The following is a 4,719-nucleotide window of genomic DNA, read 5'->3' as shown; positions in this document are numbered from 1 at the left end:
ACAGAATCCCCAGGCCGACGAATGGGATCGCTTCATCAGTGCCTTCACGATCAACCATACGGCCTTTTTCCGAGAGCAGCATCATTTCCGCATTCTGGCCGATTTCGTGCGCAACCGCCGCAAGCCGATCTCCATCTGGTGCTGTGCCTCGTCCACCGGCGAAGAACCCTACACCCTGGCCATGACGCTGCATGACGCCTGCGGCCAGTCCGAGGCGGGTCTTTCGGTCCTGGCGACAGATATCGACACCCAGGCCCTGGCCCAGGCGCGCAAGGGGATCTATACCCTGGATCGCGTCAAGCCCGTGCCTGCCGAATTTCTGCGGCGCTATTTCCTGCGCGGGGCGGGGCGCCAGGCCGGCATGGCCATGGTCAAGCCTGTGATCCGCAATATGGTCACCTTTGAAGAACTGAATCTGGTGGCGCCCCACTGGCCGCTGAATCAGAAGTTCGATGCGATCTTCTGCCGCAACACCATGATCTATTTCGACAAGCCGACCCAGACCCGGATTCTGGAGCGCTTCGTGCCCCTGCTCAAACCGGGTGGCCTGGTGTTTGCGGGTCACTCGGAAAACTTCACCTACTTGACCAAATCCCTGCGTCTTCAGGGGCAGACGGTCTATGCCGTCGCCTGATTCGAGGGAGCCTGCTGAAACATGTCTGCCAACAAGAAAATCCGTGTGCTGTGTGTCGATGATTCTGCTCTGGTGCGCAGTCTGATGACGGAGATCATCAATGCCCATCCCGACATGGAGGTCGTGGCGACCGCGGCCGACCCATTGATCGCGCGCGAACTCATCAAGCAGCACAACCCCGATGTGCTGACCCTGGATGTCGAGATGCCGCGCATGGACGGCCTGGACTTTCTAGAACGGTTGATGCGGCTGCGGCCCATGCCGGTGGTCATGGTGTCTTCCCTGACCGAGCGCAATTCCGAGGTCACGATCCGGGCGCTGGAACTGGGTGCAGTCGATTTCGTCACCAAACCCAAGCTTGGCCTGCGCGACGGCCTGATGGACTACAGCGACATGATCGCCGACAAGATCCGTGCGGCCGCCCATGCGCGTCTGCGTCCGCGCCTGGCCCATCCGGGGGGGGAGCCCGCGCGGCCACGCCTGTCGGCGCATTTCGCCACGACCGAAAAACTCGTCATGATCGGCTCGTCCACCGGGGGAACCGAGGCCATCCGCCATGTGCTCGAACCGCTGCCGGCCAACAGCCCGGCGATCATGATCACGCAGCACATGCCGGCCGGTTTCACCAAATCCTTCGTGCAGCGGCTGGATGGTCTGTGCGCCGTGCAGGTTCATGAAGCCGAAGACGGCCAGCGGGTGCTGCCCGGCCATGTCTACCTGGCGCCGGGTGGGGTGGCTCACATGAAGCTCGCCCGGTCCGGCGCCAACTATGTCGTCCAGCTCGAATACAGCGATCCCGTGAATCGTCACCGGCCTTCCGTGGATGTGCTGTTTCATTCGGCAGCCCAGGTGGCGGGCAAGAACGCCATCGGCGTCATCCTGACGGGCATGGGCAAGGACGGGGCCCAGGGATTGCTGGCCATGCGTCAGGCGGGTGCACGCACTTTCGCCCAGGACGAGGCCAGCTGTGTGGTCTTTGGCATGCCGCGTGAGGCATTGCTGATTGGCGCCGCTGAAGAGGCCGTCCCTCTGGATGAACTCAGCGAACGCATCCTGAAAAGCGCCGGTTCCTTCGGGAACCGGGTTTGACAGGCTTGAACTGTGGCATCGGGTACTCGAATACCCTGTTTTTTTATTCATTGGAGAGTGATCCGTGGTACAGAAAACGATGAAAATCCTGATCGTCGACGACTTTCCCACCATGCGCCGGATTATCAAGAACCTGCTCAAGGATCTGGGTTTCGAAAATGTCGACGAGGCCGAGGACGGCGCCCAGGCCCTGGAAAAACTGCGCAATGGCGGCTTCGAGTTCGTGGTCTCGGACTGGAACATGCCCAATATGGACGGGCTGACCATGCTGCAGAATATCCGCGCCGATCCCAACCTGGCCAGTCTGCCCGTGCTGATGGTCACGGCCGAGGCCAAGAAGGAAAACATCATCGCGGCGGCTCAGGCCGGCGCCAGCGGCTATGTGGTCAAGCCTTTCACGGCGGCCACCCTGGAAGAAAAGCTGAACAAGATCTTCGAGAAGCTCTGATCGGAGGGGCACCATGACGATGGATCAATCTTCGAGCCAGCAGGATTTCGCGGAACCTTCGATGGATCTGATACAGCGCATCGCGCACCTGACCCGCACCTTGCGCGTCAGCATGCGCGAATTGGGCCTGGACGAGGCCATCAAGGATGCGGCCCATGCCATCCCGGATGCCCGCGATCGCTTGCACTACGTGGCCCAGATGACCGAGCAGGCGGCCAACCGGGTGCTCAATGCAGCCGAGCAGATCCAGCCCTGGCAGGATTCGATGCAGCGAGACGCCAAGGCGCTGGACGCCCGCTGGCAGGACTGGTTCGATCACCCGGTCGAACTCGACCAGGCCCGCGAACTGGTGGACGATACACGCGCGTTTCTGAAAAACGTGCCCGAAAAAACCCAGTCTTCGCAGAACAACCTGATGGAAATCATCATGGCCCAGGATTTCCAGGACCTGACCGGCCAGGTGATCATGAAGATGCTGGGGGTGATCGGTGCCATCGAGACTGAACTGATCCAGGTGCTGATCGACAACGTGCCTCAGGAAAAACGCGAAGAAACAAAATCACTGCTCAACGGTCCCGTGGTCAATGCCGCCGGCAAGAGCGATGTGGTGGCCAATCAGGACCAGGTCGACGACCTGCTGGAGAGCCTGGGATTTTGATGGACCACGCGCAGCCCCCTGCGGACTGTGCTTAGCCGTCAACATCGACGCCGCCTGCAGGCGGCGACGTGGGAAAGTCCCAGGGTTTTCCCTGGACAATGTGACATTCAGAGCCAGTGTAAGTCTCGCGTAAGGTCTGAAACCCAGTATGAACCGGGTTCGCCGGGATGGTGGCGTCCCCGCAGTCGGGGGGCATGGCCGGTTCCGGACGCTTCTTCACAAGGAGGCAGCATGTCCACGATGCGAGGCAGAACTCTGGGGCTGGGACGCCTGATCCGGCAGTTGCGCCGTGGGCGGGCGACTTTGGACGACCGGGCCTGGACTCTCAGTCCGCTGGCCTTGCCAGTCGGCCGGTTCCTTGGGGCGCTGCGCGAACGGTTCATCGTCATGCGCCAGTCCAGCATTCGTATCGCCATCAATGCCGCCCGCTTGCAGGCGCATACTCAGGCCTGCGAAACCATGGCCGACGAACAGGCCCGCGAAGCCGAGAGTCTGTCCGCCCAGGGGGCGCAGATCGCCAGCCTGTCGCAGCAGGCCAACGATACCGTGGCGGACGCAGCCGGCGTGTTCCGCCAGCAACTCGGCAGCCTGCGCGCCACTCAGGAACAACTGGCCGATCTGCGGCGGCGGGTTGCCCGGGTGTCGATCCAGATGCAGTCCTTTTCAGAAGTCATCGCCCAGCTCAGCCTGCGGGCGCGCTCAGTCGAGGACACCAGTCGCCTGATCAAGGACATCGCCCTCCAGACCCATCTGCTGGCCCTGAACGCGGGGGTCGAGGCCGCCCGCGCCGGAGAAGCGGGCCGGGGGTTTGCCGTGGTCGCCAGCGAGGTCGGCAAGCTGGCCGAACGCGTCAATGCGGCCACTGGCGATATCGTTCAGCAAACCGGGGAAATTCTCGGCCTGGTATCCGACACTGAACAGCAGAGCCGGTCCATTCATGCCGACATGGGCGCGTCCGATCGGCTCGTGGACGATTTCGCGGGACAGTTCGATGTTCTGGTGCGCGAACTGGGGGGCGTCGGCACCCAACTCGATGGCGTAGCCGATCAGGTCGATCAGGTCAACCAGACCAATCAGGACATGAGCCGCTCCATTGGCCGCATTGCCGACCATAGTGCCATTCTGCGCCAGCGTATGCAGTCCATGCGCGAGCAGGTCCATGGCGTGCGCGCCCAGACCGAGAGCCTGCAGGAAATGCTGGCCGCCTGGCGCACAGGCGCCACCCCTTTTGATGATCTGGCCGCCAGCCTGCACCAGTTGCGCGACCGCTGCGCCGTGCTGCTGCGCCAGGCCCGGGCCGACGGCCTGGACGTGTTCGACAAGGCCTATCGCCAGATTCCCGGCAGTCGGCCGCCGCGCTACCATGTGGCCTATGATCAGGCCATCGATCAGCCCCTGCAGGACATCCTGGAGGCGATATTGGGCCAAGTGCCGCACGGCTACTATGCGATCCTGGTGGACATGAACGGCTATGCGCCGACGCACAACCGTCGCTATTCCCAGCCACCGACCGGGGATGTGGCGCACGACACGCTGCATGCACGCGACAAGCGCCTGTTCGATGACGAGATCAGCCGTGGGGCGATCGCCAATCGGGGCGGGGTGCTGTGCCAGACCTACATGCGTGATACCGGAGAGATCATCACTGACGTTTCCGTACCGCTGGACCTGGATGGCGCGCGCTGGGGGGCTGTGCGCATCGGTCTGGACTATCTATTGTTCGAGCAGGCTGCACCACCCGGTGCCGTATTCGTCCCTCAGCTTGCAAGCCATTGAATTGCCGCGCCTAATACGCTTTTATCCATGCATCGATCAGGCGAGCCGGACCCTACAATCCAGACTGTCTGCATTGTCGTCGGCTGAGCATGGCCCAGGATAGCGATCTCGAAA

The 4,719-nt window shown here is 62.2% G+C and carries 5 protein-coding genes; all 5 read left to right on the top strand.

The genetic code is table 11. The features are described 5' to 3' along the window. A partial coding sequence (locus tag RBR29_RS10580) for a CheR family methyltransferase (protein WP_320349121.1) occupies window positions 1–634 on the top strand: 634 nt, incomplete at its 5' end. A 21-nt stretch (window positions 635–655) separates the two neighbouring features. Continuing rightward, entirely contained in the window at window positions 656–1,723 is a 1,068-nt protein-coding gene (locus tag RBR29_RS10575) for a chemotaxis response regulator protein-glutamate methylesterase (protein WP_320349120.1), read from the top strand. A gap of 64 nt (window positions 1,724–1,787) precedes the next feature. Beyond that, complete coding sequence (gene cheY, locus RBR29_RS10570; RefSeq protein WP_320349118.1) at window positions 1,788–2,171, top strand: chemotaxis response regulator CheY; 384 nt, start codon at window positions 1,788–1,790, stop codon at window positions 2,169–2,171. A 19-nt stretch (window positions 2,172–2,190) separates the two neighbouring features. Then, entirely contained in the window at window positions 2,191–2,829 is a 639-nt protein-coding gene (gene cheZ, locus RBR29_RS10565; protein ID WP_320349123.1) for a protein phosphatase CheZ, read from the top strand. Between the two features lie 231 nt (window positions 2,830–3,060). Beyond that, entirely contained in the window at window positions 3,061–4,605 is a 1,545-nt protein-coding gene (locus RBR29_RS10560; protein ID WP_320349117.1) for a methyl-accepting chemotaxis protein, read from the top strand. The last annotated feature ends 114 nt before the right edge of the window (window positions 4,606–4,719 follow it).

Origin of the sequence: Castellaniella sp. (assembly GCF_034007085.1) — a bacterium.
In the GTDB taxonomy this organism is placed as follows: domain Bacteria; phylum Pseudomonadota; class Gammaproteobacteria; order Burkholderiales; family Burkholderiaceae_B; genus Castellaniella.
The sequence above is the reverse complement of the archived record's forward strand: the minus strand, read 5'-3'. Positions and strand labels throughout refer to the sequence as shown.